Here is a 20,654-nt window from a genome sequence, read left to right on the forward strand (position 1 = left end):
AAATGCCGCAAGCCCGCGGCCGCTAGCGGCGCGCGGGCGCGTTTCAGGAGATCGTCATTACCGCTGTATCCAACGTCTACACCAGCCCCCGCGTGGCCCCCTTGCTGGTCCTGGGCTTTGCCAGCGGATTGCCGTTGGCCCTGACCAGCGGCACCTTGCAGGCCTGGGCCACGGTGGAAAACGTGCCGCTGCAGCAAATCGGTTTCCTGACCCTGGTGGGCAGCGCCTATACCCTCAAGTTCCTGTGGGCCCCGCTGGTGGACCGCTATGCGCCGCCCCTGCTGGGCCGGCGCCGCGGCTGGATGCTGCTGACCCAGTTGCTGCTGGCCGTGGCCATCATGGCGATGGGCGCCTTGTCGCCGTCGTCGACGCTGCAGACCCTGGCCCTGCTGGCTGTGCTGGTGGCCTTTCTGTCGGCCACGCAGGACATCGCTTTCGACGCCTATTGCACCGACGTGCTGCGCAAGGATGAGCGCGGCGCTGGCGCAGCCATCAAAGTCATGGGCTACCGGCTGGCCATGATCGTGTCGGGCGGGCTGGCGCTGATCCTCGCGGACCAGTGGATAGGCTGGGGCAACACCTATGTGCTGATGGGCGGCCTGATGCTGCTGTGCGCGCTGGCGACGTTCTGGGCGCCCGAGCCCGAGCACGTCGCCCGCCCGCCGCGCACGCTGCGCGAGGCCGTGGGCGAGCCGCTGCGCGAGTTCTTCACGCGGCGCGGGGCGCTGGCGGTGCTGCTGCTGATCGTGCTGTACAAGCTGGGCGACGCCTTCGCCGGGGCGCTGTCCACCACCTTCCTGATCCGCGGCGCGGGCTTCACGCCGACGGAAGTGGGCACGGTGAACAAGGTGCTGGGCCTGGCCGCCACCATCATCGGCGCGCTGGCAGGCGGATCGCTGATGTCGCGCTGGGGGCTGTATCGCTCGCTGATGGCCTTCGGCCTTTTGCAGGCGGTATCGAACCTGGCGTACTGGCTGATTGCCGTCAGCCCCAAGAACCTCTGGCTGATGGCCGCGGGAGTGGGTATCGAGAACCTCTGCGGCGGACTCGGCACGGCGTCCTTCGTCGGCCTGCTGATGGCGCTGTGCCGCCAGCAGTTTTCGGCGACCCAGTTCGCGCTGCTGTCGGCGTTGTCCGCCGTGGGCCGCACCTATCTGGCGGGGCCGCTCACGCCGCCGCTGGTCGAGGCGATGGGCTGGCCAGGCTTCTTCCTGCTGACCGTGGTCATCGCGCTGCCCGGCCTGGTGCTGCTGCATCTGCTGCGTGGCACGATAGAAACCATGGAAAAGCAGGGCGAGGAAGCGTAGGGGCAAGCACAAGAGCCCCGCAAGCAAAAAAAACGGCGCCGAGGCGCCGTTTTTTTTATGCCCTGACCGGGTTACTCCTCGCCGAGCAGGCGGACGATCAGCACGTCGCTGGGCAGGGATTCCAGTAGCCGTTCGGCCACGCTGCCGATGGCGGTGCGCAGGATGCCGGTGCGGCCGTGGGTGCCGGTCACGACCAGGTCGGAACGGTGATTGAACGAATACTCCGACAGCACGGTTTCCGGCTGGCCGCATTCGAGCACCACCTTGGGGGCGGCAACCTGGGCCAGTTCGGGCGTTTCGGCGATGAACTCCTGGGCGCTCTGTTCGGCGGCGTGATAGAAGCTGCGCGTGATGGCATCTTCCGGCGCTTTCTTGCCCTGGAAGGGGATGTCATAGGAGTGGAACAGCGTCAGATCCGCATTCGGCACCAGTTGCAGCGCGGCGCGCAAGGCCTGGCGCGAACCGGCGGAGAAGTCGGTGGCGACCAGCACGTCGCGGTAGGGGCGGCGCGGACGGGTCTTGACCACCAGCACCGGTTGGCGCGCCTGGCGGGCCAGCTTTTCGACCGTGGTGCCCAACAGCAGGCGGCCCAGCGTTTCATCGCGGGCGGTGCCGGTGACGATCAGCGAGCAGCCGTAGCTGTCGGCGGTTTCCATGATGCGGACCAGCGGATCGCCGCTGACGACCACCACTTCGGTCGGCACGTCGGCCGCCGCCAGGTCTTCGGCCAGCTCGCGCTCGGCCAGCGCCTTGTGGTCCGTCGACAGGCGCCGCCATACCGGCGTGGTCAGGCGGGCCGGCGTGGCATGGGATTCCATGACATGCAGGACGATGAGCTTGGTGCCTAGTTCCTTGGCCAGTTGCAGGGCGCGGTCCAGGGCGCGGTCGCCGCGCGCGCTCAGGTCGGTCGCCAACAGGATGGGGCCAGTTTGCTGTGTCATACGTTCTCTCCCGGTTGTGGCCAGATCGCCGACTCCCGCATGCGCGCGTTCCAGCCGTTCCGCCCTAACGGGCTATATCCCCATTGTCCCGCGGCCTCGCGGATGGGGACTTGATAGATATCAACGCAAAGTCGAGGGTAAGGGATGGCGCGGATGCAGGCAATGGCCGCCGCGGCGTGCCGGCTTAATACAATGGGGGCCAGTCCAACTTTCCCGCGCCCCATGTTCCCGGATCTGTCGCCCACCCTGCTGCACACGCTGTACCTCGTCGCCATCGTGGCGGAAGCGATGACCGCAGCGCTTTCCGCCGGCCGCCGCGACATGGACTGGATGGGCGTCTGCATCATCGCCTGCGTGACGGCGCTGGGCGGGGGCTCGCTGCGCGATGTGCTGCTGGGGCACTACCCCCTGACCTGGGTGGTCCACCCGGAATACCTGTGGATGACGGCGGGCGCGGCGATCATCACCGCCTTGATCGCGCCGGTCATGCGGCGCCTGCGCAGCGTGTTCCTGCTGGCCGACGCGCTGGGCCTGGTGGCGTTCACGGTCATCGGCTGCCAGGTGGCGCAGGTGATGCAGCTGCCGGTCACCGTGGTGCTGATCAGCGGCATGATCACCGGCTGCGCCGGCGGGGTGCTGCGCGACGTGCTGTGCAACGAGGTGCCGCTGCTGTTCCGCAAGGAACTCTATGCCAGCGTGTCCTTCGTGACCGGCGGCCTGTACCTGGGTTCGCAGGCGCTGGGCCTGTCCGCCAATGCCGCGGTGCCGATTGCGCTGGCCGCGGGCTTGGCGGTGCGCCTGCTGGCCCTGCGCTTCAATTGGCAGATGCCGAAGTTCGTATATCGGGACGACTGGGACTGACAGCCGGGGCGGCATGGCGCTCTGCAACAATTTTCTTATTTATGTTTCAAGAAATTTCTAGTATCTTCACAATGTCTCATACCATGCATTGCGCAGTACAAGGGGAGCCGATTGGACATCAAAGCGCCCGCCACGATTCCGTATTTCCTGCAGGAACAGATTCGTGAATTGATCGTGGACGGCACCATCCGGCCCGGCCAGCCGCTGCGCGAACAGGAGCTGGAGCAGCGTTTCGGCACCAGCCGCAGCCCGATCCGCGAAGCGTTGCGCCTGCTGGAATTGAGCGGCCTGGTCACGCACATCCAGCGCAAGGGCTTCCGCGTCACTCTCTACACCGAAGCGCAGATCCGCCATCTGTACCTGTTACGTGCTGAGCTGGAAGCCTATTGCCTGCGCCAGGCGGCGGAGGTCGACGATCTGGCGCCGCTGCTGGCCGAGCAACGCGGTCATGACGCGGCCATCGCGGCGGCGCTGGCCGCGGGCGATGCGCAAGCGGCGATCGGGGCGGCGTGCGAGTTCTATCTGGCCGCGGCCCGCAGCACGGGCAATACCCCGCTGGCCAGCATGCTCAGCAAGCTTTACGAACAGATCGAGCCGCTGCGCTACCTGCTGGCCAGGCAAGCGATGCCGTTCAGCGGGATCCAGGTATGCACCCGCGGCGTGATCGAGGCGCTGGCCGTTCGCGATGTCGAGCGCGCGATCGACATGACGCGCAGCTATCTGGCGGATGTGCTGCCTGGCGTGCTGGAGGCTTATCGCCATGCCGCGCAGCAGGACGGGGAAGAGCCGGCGCCGCGCTACGGCCGCGCCTGAGCTGATCGCGCCTGAGCCGGCTGCGCCTATGCCGGCCACGCCTAGCCGGCCGCGCCTATGCCCTCGGGGGTGTGCGGACTTCGATGCCCGCCTGCTCCAGCGCCTTGCGGATGCCGTCGGCGAAGATCAGCGCGTTCGGCTGGTCGCCGTGGATGCAGAGCGTATCCGCCTGCACCGGCACGTCCTTGCCGTCGACCGAGCGCACCTTGCCTTCGCGCACCATGCGCACCACCTGCGCCACCGCCTGATCCAGGTCTTCGATCATCGCGCCCGCACGGCTGCGCGGCGTGAGCGAGCCGTCGTCCTGGTAGGAGCGGTCGGCAAAGACCTCATTGGCGGCGGCCAGGCCGATGGCGCGGGCCGCGTCGATCAGCTTGCTGCCCGCCAGCCCGTACAGGATCAGCGTGGCGTCCACGTCCTTGACGGCCTGGCAGATCGCGCGCGCCAGGCCTTCGTCCTTGGCGGCCATGTTGTAGAGGGCGCCGTGCGCCTTGACGTGGTGCAGGCGGGCGCCTTGCGAGGCGGCCACGCCGGCCAGCGCGCCGATCTGATAGACCACGATGTCGTAGGCTTCGTCGGGACTGATCTGGATGACACGGCGGCCGAATCCGGCCAGGTCCTGCAGGCTGGGATGGGCGCCCAGCGCCACGCCGCGCGCCAGCGCGGCGGCCACGGTCTTGCGCATGGTGGCCGGATCGCCGCCATGGAAGCCACAGGCGATGTTGGCGGAGCTGACGAACTGCAGCACCGCCGCGTCGTTGCCCATGGTCCAGGCGCCATAGCTTTCGCCCATGTCGCAGTTCATGTCGATGCGGGTGGTCATGGCAAATTCCTTTCTAGGCAAGGAGCGCGCGCAACGGCGTCAGCGCATCTTGCAATTGCGTGAAGGCGCGTTCGCGCTCGCCGTCCAGGCGCTGCGCTTCTTCCAGTTCGATCAGCTGGAAACGCAAGGTCTGGCCGGGCGCGCACTGCGCCAGGACCGGCAGGTCCACGGTGGCGATCTGCGCGATCTTGGGATAGCCGCCGGTGGTCTGGCGGTCGGCCATGAGGATGATGGCCTCGCCGCCCGAGGGCACCTGCACGGTGCCGAAGCAGGCCGCTTCCGACAGCATCTGGCGTGGCTGGCTCATGGACAGCGCCGGGCCCAGCAGGCGGTAGCCCATGCGGTCCGACTGCGGACTGATGCGGAATTCCGCGCCGCCGCCGAAGGCCTGGCGGGTGGCGCCGGAGAATTCCTCCCAGTGCATGCCCGGCAGGAAGCGGATGAACTCGCGGCGTTTGGCGCCCAGCGCCGCCGGCAGATACACGCGCTGGTTCCACAGCGCTTCCTGCAAGGCGTCCAGATCGCGGCTGGCGGCCAGCGGCGCATGCAGCGGCACCTGGTCGCCCTTGGCCAGCGCGCGCCCCTGGAAGCCGCCGAAGCCGCTGCGCAGGTAGGTGCTTTCACTGCCCATGACGCGCGGCAGCGCAAAGCCGCCGTGCAGCGCCAGATAGCCACGTACGCCCACGGCCGGCCTGGCGCCGAAGGCCAGCGTGTCGCCGGCCCGCGCCACCAGGGGGCGGTGGACCGGGATGTCCTGGCCGTTGAGCGTGGCGCCGAGGTCGGCGCCGGCCAGGGCGAAGCAGGCCGCCGCGTCAAAGCGCAGGGTCGGACCCGTCAGGGTCATTTCCAGCGTGGCGTGTTCGTCCTGGTTGCCGGCCAGGGCGTTGGCCAGGCGGTGCGCGCGCTCATCCATGGCGCCGGCAGCCGGGATGCCCTGGTGCTGGTAGCCCTCGCGGCCGCGGTCCTGGAAGCTGGACAGCATGCCGGGCTTGATCACGGTCAGGCTCATGGCCGGGCTCCCCGGATGCGGTCGAACTCCTCGGAGCTGATGGGCACGAAGCGGACCGAGTCGCCGGGTTGCAGCAAGGCGGCGGGTTCGCGGGCCGGGTCGAACATGGTGAGCGGGGTGGCGCCGATGATGTTCCAGCCGCCGGGAAGCCGGTTCGGGTAGATCACGGTCTGGCGGTTGGCGACCGCCACTGCGCCGGCAGGCACGGCGGTGCGCGGCGAGGCGCGGCGCGGGATATTCAGTTTTTCGTCGTGCACGCCCAGGTAGGCGTGGCCGGGCGCGAAGCCCAGCATGAAGACCATGCTGCGGGGCTGGCTGTGCAGCTGGATGACGCCTTCAGGGGTGAGGCCGGCGGCTTCGGCCACCTCGGCCAGGTCGGGGCCGTGTTCGCCGCCGTAGCAGACCGGGATGTCGATCTCGCGTCCGCCCAGGGTGTCCGCGGCGATGCCTGCGGACAGCAGTTGTCCGATGCGTTCGGCCAGTTGCGTGTACGTGGGGCCGCCGCTGGCGCCGGGACGGTAATGCACCGCCACCGCGACGAACGATGGCACCACGTCGGTCACGCCGGGAAGCCGCGCGTCGCGCAGCTTCCCGGCCGCGGCCAGACAGGTCCGGCCCACGGCCGCGTCGATCTGGTCGCCAAAGGAAATAATCAGGCAGCGGTCACCCTGAGGCAGGATGCGCCAGGAGGTTTCGGCCGGAGAAGGAGGTTCTGAAATTGCGTTCAACGACACGAAACCTGTAGAGACGGATTACTTGGCGAACAGGGAATCCATGTTCTTGAACGCCTTGAATTCCAGCGCGTTGCCCGACGGATCCAGGAAGAACATGGTGGCTTGTTCGCCCACTTCACCCTTGAAGCGGATGTAGGGCTCGATGACGAATTCGGTGCCGGCGTCGGTCAGCCGCTTTGCCATCGCTTCCCATTGTTCCATGGAAAGCACGGCGCCGAAATGGCGCACCGGCACATTGTGCGAATCCACGGCGCTGGTGGCCTTGTGGCCGCATTCGCTGGGCGCCAGGTGGGCGACGATCTGGTGGCCGTAGAAGTTGAAGTCGATCCATTCGGGCGAGCTGCGGCCCTCCGGACAGCCCAGCTTTTCGCCATAGAAGGCGCGGGCTTCGGCCAGGTCGCGGACCGGGAAGGCGAGGTGGAACGGTGGCAGGTTGGTTTGAGCGGTCATGGAAGGCTCCGGGTCGGGCAAAAGAAAATGATCAATCAGATTGCAGGCCATCGCAAGACTGCGCAGGCCTGGCATCAGCGCTTAGTTTAAGTATTGTTTTTTTGATTGAAAAACGATATTTTTCGTGTCTTAGCATCGAAATTATTGATCGTGATCAAAGAGTTCAAAACCTTTCTGGCTGTGGCGCGGGACGGCACTTTCACCGGTGCCGGCGCTCAATTGGGGCTGACCCAGTCGGCGGTCAGCGCCCAGATCAAGCGCCTGGAGGAATACCTGGGCGTGGCGCTGTTCGACCGCAGCGCCCGCGCGGCCGTGCTGAACCTCCATGGGCGCGAGATGCTGCCGCAGGCCGAGGAACTGGTGGCGATGGCCGAGCGCATGGCGGCCGCGGCCGGCGCAGGACATGTCAGCGGATCGCTGCGCATCGGCGCGATTGCCTCGGTGCAGCAGCATCTGTTGGCGCAGGCGCTGGGAGAGTTCCGGGCGGGCTATCCCGACGTGCGGGTGCGGATCGTGCCTGGCGTGTCGCTGTCGCTATTGGGGCAGGTGGACGCGGGCGAAGTGGATATGGCGCTGCTGATCCGGCCTCCGTTCGCCTTGCCACCAGAATTGGGCTGGCAGCCGCTGCTGCGCGAGGAAATGGTGCTGGCGATGCCGGAATCGATGGCGCGGGCTCCTTGGCGCGAGCTGCTGGCCACCCAGCCGTTCATCCGCTACGACCGGGCCTCGTTCGGCGGACGGGGGGTGGATCTGTTCCTGAAAAAGCAACGCATCACGGTGCACGAGGCGGTGGAACTCGACGAGATCGAGGCCATCGCCAACCTGGTGCGGCACGGCCTGGGGGTGGCGCTGCTGCCGCGCTTGTTGGGGCTGGATCTGGCGGGCTTGCGCCTGGTGTCCCTGGACGAGGCGGCCTTCCACCGCGAGATCGGCATCATCGGGCGGCTGCCGTTCGATGCCGCGAGCGTTAGGGGCAAGATGGCGGAATGCCTGGTCCGCGCGGCCTCGGCTGCCGATGGCGCGCATCGTCCGGCCCGCTAGTTTTTCTTACGCTTGCGCCATAGGTAGAGACCGCTGCCCAGGACCACGATCGTGATCAGGTCCAAGGCGGCCCAGATCAGCTTCAGCGGCAGGCCGGCGGTGTCGCCATAGTGCAGCGGCCGCGAGAATTGCAGTACGCGCAGGTACCAGGGCATCTCGAGCACCGCCGTCAATTGGCCCGTACGCGCGTCCACCAGGACACCGTCGAAGAGATGGGCGGCCAGCGGGGTTTCACCCTTGGCCCACAGCAGGTAGTGCTGCGGCAGGCCCAGGCCCGCGTCCGGGAAGCGCAGGGACTCCACCACGCGGCCGGGGACGGCAGCCCGCGCCGTAGCGTAGGCCTGTTGCGCCGAGGCCAATTGCGACGGGCCGGCGGGCGGATGGCCGTCGGTCGTCGCCACCGCGGCCTGGACGTCGTGGGACAGCCAGTAGCGGAAGAGCGGCACCGCCAGTTCGTGGATGGCGCCTGTGACGCCCATCATCAGCGCCCAGACCAGCGTGACGATTCCCAGGAGGTTGTGCAGGTCCAGCCACTTCAGGCGCTTGGCGCGCGTGGCGCGGACGGTGCCAAACGGGGTTTTCTTCATGTAGGGGTGATAGAGGACGGCGCCCGATATCACCGCCACCGAGAAGAGCAGGGCCATGAAGCCCAAAAACAGCTGGCCGGGCAGGAGCGCGTAGAGATCGATGTGCAAGCGCGTCATGATGGTCATGGCGCGCGTGCCCAGGCCTTCGTCGGCGCTGTCCACCGATTGCTGCAACAAGCCGCTGCGAGCGTCGTAGTGCAGCTGGATCGAGGATGTTCCGGACGGAGCCTGGTCGCCAGGGGCCAGCGCCAGGATGACGCGGGGCGAGCGGGCGGCCACTTCGACCTCGACGATGCGATGCGCCGGATGATGGTGGAGAGCCTGCGCGATCAGGCCGTCGAGGGCAGGCGCGGACGGGTCCGGCGCGACGCTGGGCCAGGGCGGCGGAGCGTCCAGCCATTCCACGATTTCGTCGTGGAAGATCAAGGGCAGGCCGGAGACGCAGACCACCAGCATGAAGAGGGTACAGACCAGGCTGGTCCATTTGTGGACCAGATACCAGGTCTTGCTGCGCACCGCCCGCGCGGGCGATGCGCTCCCTGCAAGCAGCCGCATCAGAACTCCGCGGTGACGGACAGCAGCAGCGTGCGTGGCGCGGCCACCGTCAGGCCTTCACGCGCGGCCGACAGCCAGTAGTGCTTGTTGAACACGTTCTCCACCGTCGCCCGCAAGGTGACCGGCGTGCGGTTGATATTCATCGCGTAACGCGCGCCCACGTCGAAGCGGGTCCAGGCGGGCAGCTGCTGTGTGTTCGCCGCATCGACATACTGGGTGCTGGTGCGCAGCACGCGCGCCATCAGGGTCAGGCCTTGCGCGAAAGGCGTATCCCATTCCGCCGAGGCGTTGAACTGCCAGCGCGGCACGGCAGGCGCGACGTTGCCGTCGTTGACGCCGCCTTCCGTCTTGGTCAGGACGCCAGCGGTGTAGGCCACGCCGCCCAAGAGCCGGACGTGGCGTGCCGGCTCGCCCTGGATCAGGAATTCCACGCCGCGATTGCGCTGCCTGCCGGATGCCTGGTAGCGCAAGGTAACCGGGTCCAGGTAAGCGCTGGGCTGCTCGATCTGGAACGCGCTCAAGGTGGTTGCGACGGTGCCGAAGTCGTACTTGGCGCCGACTTCATATTGCTTCGAGACGCCGGGCTTGAAGGTCTCGCCTGCGTTCACGGCCTCGGCCGGCGCGGTGCCGCCCTGGCTCAGACCCTCGATGTAGTTGCCGTACAGCGCCAGTTGCGTGGTCGGCCTCACCGTCAGCGCGAACGCCGGGGTGAGTGCGGATTTGCCGTAGTCCGATACGCGTTCGCCGGTCGCGGGGTTGTAGTTCACCGACTGCACGCGCTGCTGGCGCAGGCCGCCGGTCAGCTGCACCGCGCCGTCCATCGCCGAAAGCGTGTCGGCCAGCGCAACGCTGTACAACCGTGTTTCGCTGGTCTTGCCCAGATCGGTGGGCTTGGGGATGTTCGGTTTGGCCAGATCGGCCGGGTCGTACAGGTCGGAGAAAACCGTGGTGGTGGAACGCACGCGCGCCGACGAGTAATCGATGTCGAGGAAGCTGGCCGACAGCACCGGTTCGTGCTTGATCGGGCCGGTATTGAAGCGGCCGCGGATGCCGACCTCGCCGGTCTTGCTCAACAGCCTTTCGTTCAGGCGGGCGGGCACGGAGCCGATCATGCCCGCCGAGTCGAGCATCAGCCAGGTGGTCTGCAGACTTTCGAAGTCGTGCTTGCGCGCGCCCAAGGCGCCGTACACCGTCCAGTCGTCGGACAGGTCGTACTCGGCGCGCACGTCGCCGGTCCACTCTTTGGCTTTCCAGTAAGTCCAGTCGGGGAAGAAATTGCGCTTCGGGTCCGGTGCGTGGCCGATGTCCTCGCCCGAGGGTGGCGGGAACAGCAGGCCGCTACGCGCGTCGGTCACGCGGTTCTGGTAGTTGATGTCGCCTTCGATGCGGAAGCGGTTGCCGCGGTAGTCCAGGCCGAGGGAGATCGCGCCCATGTCCTCGCCGGCGCCGGAGATGTTCATGTCGCCGCCGCTGCGCAGCACATTCAGGCGTACGCCGGTGCGCTGGTCTTCGCCGAAACGGCGGGCGATATCCGCCTGCAGGCCGAACTGGCTGTTTTCGAGATAGGACAGCGTTACGCGGTTCAAGGGCTCGGCGTCGGCGCGCTTGGGCACCAGGTTGATCGAGCCGCCCACCGAGCCGTACGGCGCCATGCCGTTGAGCAGCGCGTTCGGACCGCGCAGCACCTCGACGCGCTCGATTCCTATCAGCGAGGTGGAGTTGCGGGGGGAAATGCCATAGAGGCCGTTGTAGGCGACGTCGTAGTTGAACAGCGTGAAGCCGCGGACATTGAATTCGTCCCGGCCCGCGCCGCGCGAGTAGGTATTGCGCACCGAGGGGTCGTTGAGCAGTACGTCACCGAGGTTCTGCGCTTGCTGGTCTTCGATCAGCTTGGACGTGTATGAGGTCACGCTGAAGGGCGTATCGAGAAAATCCCTGTCGCCGAGCAGGCCGATCTTGGCGCCGCGCGCGACCTCGCCGCCCGGGTAGGGCTCGTTATACGCCGCAGTGGCGGAACCGGTCACCAACACGGCGGGCAGGGTGGTTTCAGCGGATACGGGCGCGGGCCGCAGCGAGTAGCCGCCGTCGGCCTGGCGCACGGCTTCTAGGCCGGTGCCGTTGAGCAGCTGCCGGAACCCGCCATCGACCGTATGGGTGCCGCGTACCCCGGGACTGGTCTTGCCTGCCGTCATAGCTGCCGGCACGCTGAGAAGAATATTGGCCTGATCGGCATAGCGGCTCAATGCGCCCGCCAGAGGGCCGGCGGGGACGTCGTAGGCGCGGACCGAGGGGCTGGCGGCGGCGGGTCCGGCGGCTTGGGCATGGACCGTGCCGACGCCGGCGCCCGTCATCAGGATCGCGCCCAGCAAAGCCTTGCGCGCCACGGCGGCTGGGCGCGGCAATCGGGCAAGGGACGATACGGGGTAGGCAGGTGGCGGCAGGCGGCGCATGGAACGGCTTTCCTTGGAATGGAGTTGGGCAAGGAGAGGTCCACCGTTTACGGGCATGGGGCGTCGGCCGGCCGTCACGGACCGGTATTGCCGTAGGAATGCGGCAAAGGTCGGCGGAGTCCTCTTTCCCTGTTGATCGAACGAACAGGAGAAAAGCGAACCGCGCTGTGAAAATTTTTTCGGGGGTACGCTCACCGGGGGGCCAGCGTTACCCACCATGGCAGTGTGCGCTGGATGCGTATCGGCAGGTCACGGGCGAGCATGGCCAGCGTGCGATCCAAGTCATTGGCCGGGTAGCGGCCGACGACGCGCAGGCCGGCGATGCGGGGATCGACGCCGACATGCCCGAGGTGATAGCGGCCCAGTTCCGCGATGAGATCGGCGAGGGACAGGTTCTCCGCCAGGATCACGCCGCGCGACCAGGCTTCGCGCGCGGGATCGGCCGGGGCCGCCGCGGAGATATCGTCCCCGGTGTAGCGCCGTTGCTCCCCGGCCCGGACGAGCGCATTGCGGCCGGCAAGGTTCTGAATGCCCACCTGCCCGTCATAGACCGCCAACAGGACATCTTCGTCCGTCTGCCGCACCGTGAAACGGGTGCCCAAGGCCTGCGCGCGGCCATAGCGGGTATCGACGAAGAACGGCCGTCGCTGCGTGTCCTGGCCGGTTTCGACCAGGATTTCGCCATCGGCCAGCGTCAACAGACGGCGATCCTGGTTGAAATCGACATTGATGGCGCTGCGGGTATTGAGCCAGACGCGGGTATCGTCGGCCAGGACAATGTTGCGTTGTTCGCCGACGCCGGTGGCATAGTCGGAGCGCCAGGCGGTCACGATGGCGGGCAAAGGCGTGTGCCGCCAGGCGAGCCAACCCAGGATTCCCGCGCCGCCCAGCGCCAGGACGTGGCCGACGGCCCGGCGGCGCGACGATGGGCGGCGGGAGGCGACCTGTACTGCTTTCTCGGCGGCTTCGCGCTCACCGTCGTTGCGCAGCAGCGCAAAGCGCCGGCTGACCGCCATGACATGCGCCCAGGCGCGGTGGTGTTCCGGCCGAGCATCCAGCCAGCGCTGCCAGTCGACGTGCTGCCTGGAGCCGGCTTCGGCATCCTGCAAAACGGCATACCACTCGGCGGCCGCTTTCAGGCTTTCATAATCCGCTTGGACGGGAAGGGGGCCGTCTGCGAGGACCGGCCGGGGCGGCGCAGGCATGGTCAGGGCCTGCGGATACCGGAGGCAGCCAGCCCGGCGTCGATCAGCGCAAGATGCAGCATGGCCTGAGCCAGGTACTTCTGCACCATGCGCATGGACACGCCCATGTGGTCAGCGATCTCGCGGGTGGAAAGCCCATGTATCTGGGCCTGGATGAAGGCTGTGCGTACCTTTTCCGGCAGGCGTCCCAGCCATTCGCCGACTTCCATCAGGGTTTCGATGACCAGCGACTGGTGTTCCGGAGAGGGCGCATGGGCCATGGGTTGCGCGGCAAGGCTTTCCAGCCAGGCTTGCTCCACTTCCCGCCGTCGCCAGAGATCGGTGCACAAGCCTTGCGCCATGGCGCGCAGATAGGCGCGAGCGGCGCCCGCACTGGCAAATCCGTCGGGTGCCGGCCTGATGATCAGGCGCAGGAAGGCGTCGTGTGCCAGGTCGGCGGCGTCAGCGGCGTTGCCCAACTTGCGGCGCAGCCATCCCAGCAGCCAGCCGTGATGATCGCTGTATAGAGCGTGCAGGTCTTGATGCACGGGGAGATCGGCGGCGGACATCGGGCGGACCCAGGCGCGAAGGTGCGCCGTATTTAGCAGGATTGGGAATGGTTATCGTTTATAACTGAAGTCTGCCGCATTGCGCAATGCCGATACGCACGGGGATCTGGGTTGGTGTTGGGGCGCGGCAGCAAAAAGGGCCCGCTTGCGCGGGCCCCTTGTCATCTTGGCAACCTTACAGCCGGTCGCAGCGGACCGTGATCGGATGGTCGCGCAAGGTGGTCATGACGATGTCGTTGACTTCGCCTTCCACGTCGGTGATCACGTAGCCGATCTGGCCGCGGGTCTGCAGGGTCTGGCTGACGATGTTCAGGCCGTGCTGCGCCATCAGGTTGTCCAGCGTGCCGAGCGCGCCCGGGGCGTTGCGGTGCACGTGCAGGATGCGCGTGCCGCCGGCCGGCTCCAGATACGGCAGTTCGGGGAAGTTGACCGCGCCCTTGGTGGTGCCGGCCTGCAGGAAGCGCACCAGCTTCTCGGCCACTTCGCGGCCGATGTTCTCTTGCGATTCCTGTGTGCTGCCGCCGATGTGCGGGGTCAGGATCACGTTGGGCAGGCCGATCAGCGGACTGGCCAGCGGCTCGTCCGCGCCCTTGGGTTCGGTCGGGAACACGTCCAGCGCGGCGCCGGCCAGATGGCCGGACTTAAGCGCGGCGTGCAGCGCGTCGATATCCACCACCGTGCCGCGCGAGGCGTTGATCAGGATGGCGCCACGGCGCATGCGGCCGATGGTTTCCGCATTCATGATCTTTTCGGTGGTCTTGCCGCCCGGCACGTGCAGGGTCACCACGTCGGCCTGCTCCAGCAGATCGTTCAAGGTGGCGGCGGGCCGGGCATTGCCCAGCGGCAGCTTGGCTTCGACGTCGTGGTAGATGACGCGCATGCCCAGGCTTTCGGCCAGCGTGCTGATCTGCGAGCCGATGTTGCCGTAGCCCACGATGCCGAGCGTCTTGCCGCGGGTCTCGAAGGCCCCCGAAGCGCTCTTGTCCCAGTGGCCCTGGTGCACGCGGGCATTCTTTTCAGGAATGCGGCGCAGCAGCAGGATGGCTTCGCCCAGCACCAGTTCGGCAACCGAGCGGGTATTCGAGAACGGCGCGTTGAATACCGGAATGCCGCGCTGCATGGCCGCGTCCAGGTCGACCTGGTTGGTGCCGATGCAGAAGCAGCCCACGACGCGCAGGTCGAGGTTGCCGGAAAGCAGGGCGGCATCCAGGTGGGTGCGAGAACGGATCCCCGCCACCTGGGCGCCGCGCAGGGCGTCGCTCAGTTGCGACGCCGGCAAGGAGGCGGCGTGCGTGACGATGTCGGAGTAGCCGGCGGCTTCGAAGACGGCGCGGGCGCTCGGGTGGATGTTCTCGAACAGGACGATTTGTGCCATGACAGCCTGAGGGGTGGGTGAGGAATCCGTTTTATTGATTGTGGCCCATTTTTGCTGCAGTGCAAGGAGTAGCCATTGGGGCGGTGTGGATGAATTGTTTCAGGTGCGCAAACGACTCGGGCATCGCCCGAAAAGGAGCGATGCCCGAACAGGACGTCGAAAACTGCGCTTTAACGATAGGCCTGGAACACCTTGGCGCCGCCTTGCTTGTCGACCAGGACCACGTCGTGCGGCGTCTTGCGGCCGCCGTATTCGGGGCCGTCCATGCCGGGCGAGCCCAGCGGCATGCCGGGCGCGGCCAGGCCGGCAGCGTCGGGTTTTTCCAGCAGCAGGCGGCGCACGTCGCTGGCGGGCACGTGGCCTTCGATGGCGTAGCCTTCAACGGCCGCGGTGTGGCAGGAGCCGTAATTGGCCATGCCGGCGTTGCGGCGGATGGGGCCAGTGTCCTGGACGTCGTGGGTGGTGACGGCGAAGCCGCTGTCGCGCATGTGCTTGACCCAGTCTTCACAGCAGCCGCAGGTCGGGGTCTTCCAGACCTCTACCTTGACGGGCGTCTGGGCGGTGGCGAAAGCGGGGGCGCACAGGGCCGCGGCAAGGGCCAGGCGGCGCGTAAGACGGGAAAGATTCATGATGCTCCGTTGCGGGACGAGGTGAATTCAAGCGTACTGTAGAAGAACGGGAGTGACTCCATTCTGTCCTGCACATTACGTTTTTGTAATGTTGGCCGAGGACGCGTGGCCGTCCGGCGCGCGCAACGTGATGCCGACCACGGTGCCGTGCGCGCCCGAGGCCGCATCGACCTCGCCGCCGTGCATGCGCGCGATGGCGCGCACGATGGCCAGGCCCAGGCCGTGGCCTTCGCTGCGCGGTGTGCGCGCGTGGGTGGACCGGAAGAAGCGGTCGAAGATGCGGGGCAGGTCGGCGGACGGGATGGGCGCGCCGGGGTTGCGCACTTCCAGCCGGGCGCCTGCGGGCGAAGCCGAGCAGGCCAGCACGATCTCGCCGCCGCGAGGCGTGGCCTTGATGGCGTTGGAGATCAGGTTGGCCAACGCGCGCCGCACCAGGCCGGCGTTGGCGGCCACGGTGGCGTCGCCCACGCAGCGCAGGTGCACGCCGCTTTCTTCCAGCATGGCTTCGTAGTATTCGGCCACGCGCCGCGCTTCGGCGGCCAGCGATACCGGCGCCAGGTCCGCGGCCCGTTCGCCGCGGTCGGCGCGCGCCAGGAACAGCATGTCGTTGACCAGGGTCTTCAGGTCTTCCAGTTCTTCGAGGTTGGATTCCAGCGCATCGCGCAGTTCGGCCGCATCGCGCGGCGACGACAGCATGACCTGCGTGCCGTTGATCAGCGTGGCCAGCGGCGTGCGCAGCTCGTGCGCCACGTCGGCATTGAAGCCTTCCATCTGTTGATAGGCGGCCTGCAGGCGCTCCAGCGTGCGGTTGAAGGAGCGGACCAGATCATGCAGTTCGCGGTCGGTATCTTCCAGCGGCAGGCGCCGCGCCAGGTTGTCGGGCTGGATGCTGGCGGCCTGTTCGGACAGCCTGCGCGCCGGCGCCATGCTGCGGCGCACGGCCCAGGCCGCCAGCACCACCGTGGCGCCCACCCAAAGCGCGCAGATCAGCACCAGCGCGGTGCCGTAGGCATACAGGAACTGCGAGCTGGTGCGCGTGCTGACCGCCACGGTCAACTGCGCGCCGGGCAGGATGCGGTCGTTCATGGCCACCCGCAGGCCGCGCATGCGGCCGCCGTCGGCGGTTTGCAGCACGACCTGCCTGCCGTCGCTGGTCGCCAGCGTCTCGGGGGCGGGGCCGCCGTAAACGGAGCGGCCGTGCGCATCCACGATCCAGATGCCCAGCTGGCCTTGGCCCGTGCGCATCTCGTCGAAGGTGGCGGCCAGGTCGTTCAGGCCGCGGGCGTTGTTCTGCATGTCGATCAGGTGATCGATCAATTCCAGCTTGCCGCTGACCTCGGTGATTTCCTGGCGCTCCACTTCACGCTTGAGCGCCCAGAACAACGTGGCTCCCGCCAGGCTGGACACCAGCAGGGCGATGGCGCCCAGCAGCAGGGTCAGCCGCGCCTGCATCGAGCGCACGCGCAGCGGGTTCATGCGGGGCGGCCGTGGGCGGGGCGCGATTCCAGCACGTAGCCCATGCCGCGCACGGTGTGCAGCAACTTGGTGTCGTAGGGGTCGTCCAGCTTGCTGCGCAGCCGCCGCACCGCCACGTCGATGACGTTGGTGTCGCTGTCGAAGTTCATGTCCCAGACCTGCTCGGCCAGGGTGGTGCGCGACAGCACCTGGCCCTGGCGGCGTAGCAGCAAGGCCAGCAGATTGAATTCCTTGGCGGTCAGGTCCAGGCGACGGCCGCCGCGCTGGGCGCGGCGGCGGGCCAGGTCCAGTTCCAGGTCGGCCAGGCGCAGCAGGGTGGGCTCTTGCGAGCGTCCGCGGCGCAGCAGCGCCTGCACCCGCGCCAGCAGTTCCGAAAAGGCGAAGGGCTTGACCAGGTAGTCGTCGGCGCCGCCTTCCAGGCCGCGCACGCGGTCCTCGACCGCGTCGCGCGCGGTCAGCATCAGGATGGGGGTGTCTTTCTGTTCGCGCACCGCGGCCAGCACGCCGAAGCCGTCCACGCCCGGCAGCATCACGTCCAGCACGATCAGGTCGTAGACGCCTTCCAGCGCCAGGTGCAGGCCGTCCACGCCGTCGCGCGCCAGGTCCACGACATGGCTTTGCTCCGACAGCCCCTTCTTCAGGTAGTCGGCCAGTTTGGGTTCGTCTTCGATGACCAGGATGCGCATGGCCGGAAATTTACCATTCGCGCGGCACTTGGGCCTGTGCATGGCAAAGCTGCCTTGCACAGGCTCGGGTGGTTCAGGCCGGGCTGTCGATGGCGATCCGGTCGGGCGGAAAGCGCAGGGCGAACACGCTGCCCTTGCCGGGCTCGCTGGTGATCAGCAGTTCGGCGTCGTGGCGCATGGCGATGTGCTTGGTGATCGCCAAGCCCAGGCCGGTGCCGCCCACCGCGCGCGAGCGGCCGCGGTCGACGCGGTAGAAGCGTTCGGTCAGGCGGGGCAGGTGGCGCGCGGGGATGCCGATGCCGGTGTCCTGCACGCTGTAGCGCGCGCCGCCGTCTTCCTCGCGCTCCCAGCGCACGGTGATGGTGCCGCCGTCGGGCGTGTAGCGCACGGCGTTGGTCAGCAGATTCGACAACGCCGAGGTCAGCTCGGTTTCGGCGCCCAGCACGTCCAGGGATTCGTCGATGTGCCATTCCAGCACATGGCGGCCGCCCGAGAGCGCCTCGATCTGCTGGCGCGCCTTCTGCAGCAGCGCACCCATGTTGACGGCGCGCGGGTCGCTGCCTGGCGAGGACTCCAGCGTCGACAGGGTCAGCAGGTCTTCGACAATGGCCTGCATGCGCTGGGCCTGCTCGTGCATCATGTCGATGTATTGCTCGCGCTGTTCGGCGGGCAGGGCGTCGGCGGGCATGTCGCGCAGCGTTTCCAGAAAGCCCGCCAGCACCGTCAGCGGCGTGCGCAGTTCATGCGAGACGTTAGCCACGAAGTCGCGGCGGGTGGTCTCCAGGCGTTCGATCTGGGTCACGTCGCGCGTGATCAGCAGACGCTGATTGCTGGCGTAGGCGGTCAGCTGCATCATCATCAGCCGCTCCTGGCCCTGTTGGCCCAGGCGCACCAGGATGGGATCGGGCCAGGACGGGCGGTGCGCGTACTCCACGAATTCGGGCGCGCGCAGCAGGTTCAGCAGGTTGTGGCCGCGGTCGGCCGGCAGGCGCAGGCCCAGATGCTGGCGCGCCATGCGGTTGCACCAGTCGATCTGGAAATCCTCGTTCAGGGTCACCGCGCCGTCCGGCAGCGCTTGCGCGGCAGCCAGCATGCCCTGCATGGTGTTCTGGGTTTCGTTCAGTTCACGGGCGCGGGCGCGGGTGTAGCGGTACAGCGGGGCGAGGATGTCGTCCCAGGGACCGACCGACGCGGGCGGCGAGGTGTCCGGGTGGTTGGCCCAGTGGGACACCAGGTGCAGGCGCCAGCTGCGCCAGAGCAGCATGGCGGCCAGCGCGACGGAGAACAATATCCAGCCCGCCGGGTCTCCTATGAGCCATTGAGCCAATAATGCGGCGACCGCCCACAGGGCGACCAGGAAAAGAGTGCGCAGCCAGATCATCGTGCGGGAGTTTTACCGCGTCGGGAGCTGGGCCGTAAACCGGTAGCCGCTGCCGCGGACCGTTTCCACGTGCGCGTCGTGGCCGCTGGGTTCCAGCGCCTTGCGCAGGCGGCGGATGTGCACGTCGACCGTGCGCTCTTCCACGAAGACGTGGTCGCCCCAGACCTGGTCCAGCAGCTGCGAGCGCGAGAACACGCGTTCGGGGTGGGTCATGAAGAAATGCAGCAGGCGGAATTCGGTGGGGCCGATCTGCAGCGACTGGCTGTTGCCGGACAGGCGATGCGTCACCGGATCCAGCTTCAGGCCGCCCACGTCGATCACGTCGTCGGTCAGCTGGGGCGCGCGGCGGCGCAGCACCGCCTTGATGCGCGCCATCAGTTCCTTGGGCGAAAACGGCTTGGTGATGTAGTCGTCGGCGCCAGCTTCCAGGCCGTCGACCTTGTCCTGCTCGGAGCCCTTGGCGGTCAGCATGATGACCGGGACGGCGCGGGTGCGCTCGTCGTTGCGCAGCTTGCGCGCCATGGCCAGGCCGGAGGTGCCGGGCAGCATCCAATCCAGCAGGATCAGGTCGGGCAGCTCGGCGCGGATCAGGGTCTGGGCCTGGTCGGCGTCGAAGGCGCGCAGCACCTTGTGTCCGGCGAAGGACAGGTTGACGGCGATCAGTTCCTGGATGGCGGGTTCGTCTTCGACGACGAGGATGGTGCTGGACATGGCGGATTGGGCACACTTCTAAGCGCCGGCGCGGCGCGAACATTGCGATAGTATGGCCGCAATATTTCAGGTATGTGACCGCCGGGCGCCATAGTCCGCGTCCGCCGGCCTCCGCAGGGAGCCCGATAGGCTACCATTGAACGATATATCGGGAATTCACCATGCAAAACCCCTCCGAATCGCAACATTCCGCGGATTCCGCCTCGCAATCCACCCATTTCGGCTTCCAGACCGTGCCGGAAGGCGAAAAGGCCCGCAAAGTCGCCGAAGTGTTCCATTCGGTCGCGCAGCGCTACGACGTCATGAATGATTTCATGTCGGCCGGGCTGCACCGTGTCTGGAAAGCCTTCACCATCGGCCGCGCCGCCATCCGTCCGGGCATGAAAGTGCTGGACATCGCCGGCGGCACGGGCGATTTGGCCAAAGCCTTCGCCAAGCGCGCCGGCCCCACGGGCGAGGTCTGGCTCACCGACATCAACGACTCCATGCTGCGGGTGGGCCGCGACCGCCTGACGGACGCCGGTCTGCTGGTCCCCACCGCGGTGTGCGACGCCGAGCGCCTGCCGTTCCCCACGGGCCATTTCGACCGCGTCAGCGTGGCCTTCGGCCTGCGCAACATGACCCACAAGGACCGCGCCCTGGCCGAAATGACCCGGGTGCTGAAGCCGGGCGGCAAGCTGCTGGTGCTGGAATTCTCGCGCGTGGCCAAGCCTCTGGCGCCGGCTTACGACTGGTATTCCTTCAATGTGCTGCCCTGGCTGGGCAAGAAGGTCGCCAAGGACGAGGCCAGCTACCGCTACCTGGCGGAATCCATCCGCATGCACCCCGACCAGGAAACCCTGGCCGACATGCTGCGCACGGCCGGGCTGGACCGGGTGCAGTACTTCAACCTGACCGCCGGCATCGCCGCCCTGCACGAAGGCGTGAAACTGGGCTGATCCGCGCCGGCAATCTGGATATTTTCACCGTGCCTGCGGGAACTTGTGGGGCGGCGTCTTGTCCGTTATTCTTACGGTATTCAGATTAATGTAAGAAAAGTCGCGACTAAGGTCCCGCGGTCCGTGGGACTTCC

Annotated in this window: 20 protein-coding genes; 5 read left to right on the plus strand and 15 right to left on the minus strand. The window is 67.3% G+C overall.

What is annotated here, in order from left to right; genetic code table 11:
• The first annotated feature begins 50 nt into the window (after window positions 1–50).
• On the plus strand, window positions 51–1,307 hold the full coding sequence (locus AXYL_RS02380) for a muropeptide transporter (RefSeq protein WP_041652131.1): 1,257 nt from the start codon (window positions 51–53) through the stop codon (window positions 1,305–1,307).
• A 71-nt stretch (window positions 1,308–1,378) separates the two neighbouring features.
• Here AXYL_RS02380 and AXYL_RS02385 read toward each other — a convergent pair whose 3' ends face one another.
• A complete protein-coding gene (locus AXYL_RS02385) occupies window positions 1,379–2,248 on the minus strand; it encodes a universal stress protein (protein ID WP_013391234.1) in 870 nt (289 codons plus the stop codon).
• 222 nt (window positions 2,249–2,470) lie between these two features.
• Between AXYL_RS02385 and AXYL_RS02390 the strand changes: the two genes are divergently transcribed.
• Complete coding sequence (locus AXYL_RS02390; protein WP_041652134.1) at window positions 2,471–3,109, plus strand: trimeric intracellular cation channel family protein; 639 nt, start codon at window positions 2,471–2,473, stop codon at window positions 3,107–3,109.
• 111 nt (window positions 3,110–3,220) lie between these two features.
• Entirely contained in the window at window positions 3,221–3,922 is a 702-nt protein-coding gene (locus tag AXYL_RS02395; protein ID WP_013391236.1) for a GntR family transcriptional regulator, read from the plus strand.
• Between the two features lie 55 nt (window positions 3,923–3,977).
• Here the strand turns inward: AXYL_RS02395 and AXYL_RS02400 are convergent, their stop codons facing one another.
• The 4 genes from AXYL_RS02400 to AXYL_RS02415 are packed head-to-tail and all read right to left on the minus strand — an operon-like array spanning window position 3,978 to window position 6,938.
• The gene (locus tag AXYL_RS02400) at window positions 3,978–4,745 is read right to left on the minus strand and encodes a LamB/YcsF family protein (protein ID WP_013391237.1); all 768 of its coding nucleotides are present in this window, start codon (window positions 4,743–4,745) and stop codon (window positions 3,978–3,980) included.
• 13 nt (window positions 4,746–4,758) lie between these two features.
• On the minus strand, window positions 4,759–5,754 hold the full coding sequence (locus AXYL_RS02405; protein WP_013391238.1) for a biotin-dependent carboxyltransferase family protein: 996 nt from the start codon (window positions 5,752–5,754) through the stop codon (window positions 4,759–4,761).
• A complete protein-coding gene (gene pxpB / locus AXYL_RS02410; RefSeq protein ID WP_013391239.1) occupies window positions 5,751–6,482 on the minus strand; it encodes a 5-oxoprolinase subunit PxpB in 732 nt (243 codons plus the stop codon). Before pxpB ends, AXYL_RS02405 begins: the two co-directional genes overlap by 4 nt.
• A gap of 24 nt (window positions 6,483–6,506) precedes the next feature.
• Entirely contained in the window at window positions 6,507–6,938 is a 432-nt protein-coding gene (locus AXYL_RS02415; protein ID WP_013391240.1) for a VOC family protein, read from the minus strand.
• Between the two features lie 150 nt (window positions 6,939–7,088).
• Here AXYL_RS02415 and AXYL_RS02420 point away from each other — a divergent pair, with 150 nt between their 5' ends.
• Complete coding sequence (locus AXYL_RS02420) at window positions 7,089–7,979, plus strand: LysR family transcriptional regulator (RefSeq protein WP_041654804.1); 891 nt, start codon at window positions 7,089–7,091, stop codon at window positions 7,977–7,979.
• Here the strand turns inward: AXYL_RS02420 and AXYL_RS02425 are convergent.
• From AXYL_RS02425 to phoB, 10 genes are all read right to left on the minus strand, one after another.
• Window positions 7,976–9,121 (minus strand): PepSY-associated TM helix domain-containing protein, encoded by a 1,146-nt coding sequence (locus AXYL_RS02425; RefSeq protein WP_013391242.1) that lies wholly within the window; start codon window positions 9,119–9,121, stop codon window positions 7,976–7,978. The genes AXYL_RS02420 and AXYL_RS02425 overlap by 4 nt on opposite strands.
• Window positions 9,121–11,571, minus strand: coding sequence for a TonB-dependent receptor (locus AXYL_RS02430; RefSeq protein ID WP_013391243.1), 2,451 nt, complete (start codon window positions 11,569–11,571; stop codon window positions 9,121–9,123). The genes AXYL_RS02425 and AXYL_RS02430 overlap by 1 nt, the downstream gene beginning before the upstream one ends.
• Before the next feature lie 191 nt (window positions 11,572–11,762).
• Window positions 11,763–12,776 carry a FecR domain-containing protein gene (locus tag AXYL_RS02435; protein ID WP_013391244.1) on the minus strand — a complete coding sequence of 338 codons (1,014 nt, stop codon included), beginning with the start codon at window positions 12,774–12,776 and terminating at the stop codon, window positions 11,763–11,765.
• 2 nt (window positions 12,777–12,778) lie between these two features.
• The gene (locus tag AXYL_RS02440) at window positions 12,779–13,324 is read right to left on the minus strand and encodes a sigma-70 family RNA polymerase sigma factor (RefSeq protein WP_013391245.1); all 546 of its coding nucleotides are present in this window, start codon (window positions 13,322–13,324) and stop codon (window positions 12,779–12,781) included.
• Window positions 13,325–13,499: 175 nt separating this feature from the next.
• Complete coding sequence (serA, locus tag AXYL_RS02445; protein WP_013391246.1) at window positions 13,500–14,699, minus strand: phosphoglycerate dehydrogenase; 1,200 nt, start codon at window positions 14,697–14,699, stop codon at window positions 13,500–13,502.
• Between the two features lie 170 nt (window positions 14,700–14,869).
• Complete coding sequence (locus tag AXYL_RS02450; protein ID WP_013391247.1) at window positions 14,870–15,328, minus strand: DUF411 domain-containing protein; 459 nt, start codon at window positions 15,326–15,328, stop codon at window positions 14,870–14,872.
• A gap of 75 nt (window positions 15,329–15,403) precedes the next feature.
• On the minus strand, window positions 15,404–16,804 hold the full coding sequence (locus AXYL_RS02455) for a heavy metal sensor histidine kinase (protein ID WP_013391248.1): 1,401 nt from the start codon (window positions 16,802–16,804) through the stop codon (window positions 15,404–15,406).
• Window positions 16,801–17,490: a heavy metal response regulator transcription factor gene (locus AXYL_RS02460; RefSeq protein WP_013391249.1), complete on the minus strand. Its 690-nt coding sequence runs from the start codon at window positions 17,488–17,490 to the stop codon at window positions 16,801–16,803. Before AXYL_RS02460 ends, AXYL_RS02455 begins: the two co-directional genes overlap by 4 nt.
• 73 nt (window positions 17,491–17,563) lie before the next feature.
• Window positions 17,564–18,871, minus strand: a complete 1,308-nt coding sequence (phoR, locus tag AXYL_RS02465; protein ID WP_013391250.1) for a phosphate regulon sensor histidine kinase PhoR — start codon at window positions 18,869–18,871, stop codon at window positions 17,564–17,566.
• Window positions 18,872–18,883: 12 nt separating this feature from the next.
• A complete protein-coding gene (phoB, locus tag AXYL_RS02470) occupies window positions 18,884–19,582 on the minus strand; it encodes a phosphate regulon transcriptional regulator PhoB (protein ID WP_006227196.1) in 699 nt (232 codons plus the stop codon).
• Window positions 19,583–19,743: 161 nt separating this feature from the next.
• Between phoB and ubiE the strand changes: the two genes are divergently transcribed.
• Window positions 19,744–20,520, plus strand: a complete 777-nt coding sequence (gene ubiE, locus AXYL_RS02475; protein ID WP_013391251.1) for a bifunctional demethylmenaquinone methyltransferase/2-methoxy-6-polyprenyl-1,4-benzoquinol methylase UbiE — start codon at window positions 19,744–19,746, stop codon at window positions 20,518–20,520.
• Window positions 20,521–20,654: the final 134 nt, after the last annotated feature.

This window comes from Achromobacter xylosoxidans A8, from assembly GCF_000165835.1.
GTDB lineage: Bacteria > Pseudomonadota > Gammaproteobacteria > Burkholderiales > Burkholderiaceae_B > Achromobacter > Achromobacter xylosoxidans_B.